Annotated in this window: 1 protein-coding gene; it reads right to left on the reverse strand. The window is 61.7% G+C overall.

Going from position 1 to position 264, the window contains the following annotated elements:
• Window positions 1-264, reverse strand: a 264-nt coding sequence (locus tag SB772_RS42045) for a beta-L-arabinofuranosidase domain-containing protein (protein WP_410838778.1), incomplete at both ends; no start/stop codon positions are given.

Consider the following 264-nt stretch of genomic DNA (forward strand, 5'->3'; position numbering starts at 1 on the left):
GCTTGGTCGTCAGGTCGTCCCAGAGCGTCTCGAGCGCCGAAGTCAGCGTGTCGTCGTTATACTCGGTGGCGATATCGGCCATGCCCGCATAGAGATACATGGCGCGCACGGCATGGCCGACGACCTTCTTCTGCTCGCGCACCGGCAGATGCGCCTGGCCATATTCATAGGTCTTCTGGTGGAAATCGGCCGCGCTGCGGCCATCGCGGGTCGCTTCCTCGGTGAAGAAATGCGGTTCGGTGCCGCGCTCGTCGATAAAGAACT

Origin of the sequence: Paraburkholderia sp. SIMBA_030, assembly GCF_046535245.1 — a bacterium.
Classification (GTDB): domain Bacteria; phylum Pseudomonadota; class Gammaproteobacteria; order Burkholderiales; family Burkholderiaceae; genus Paraburkholderia.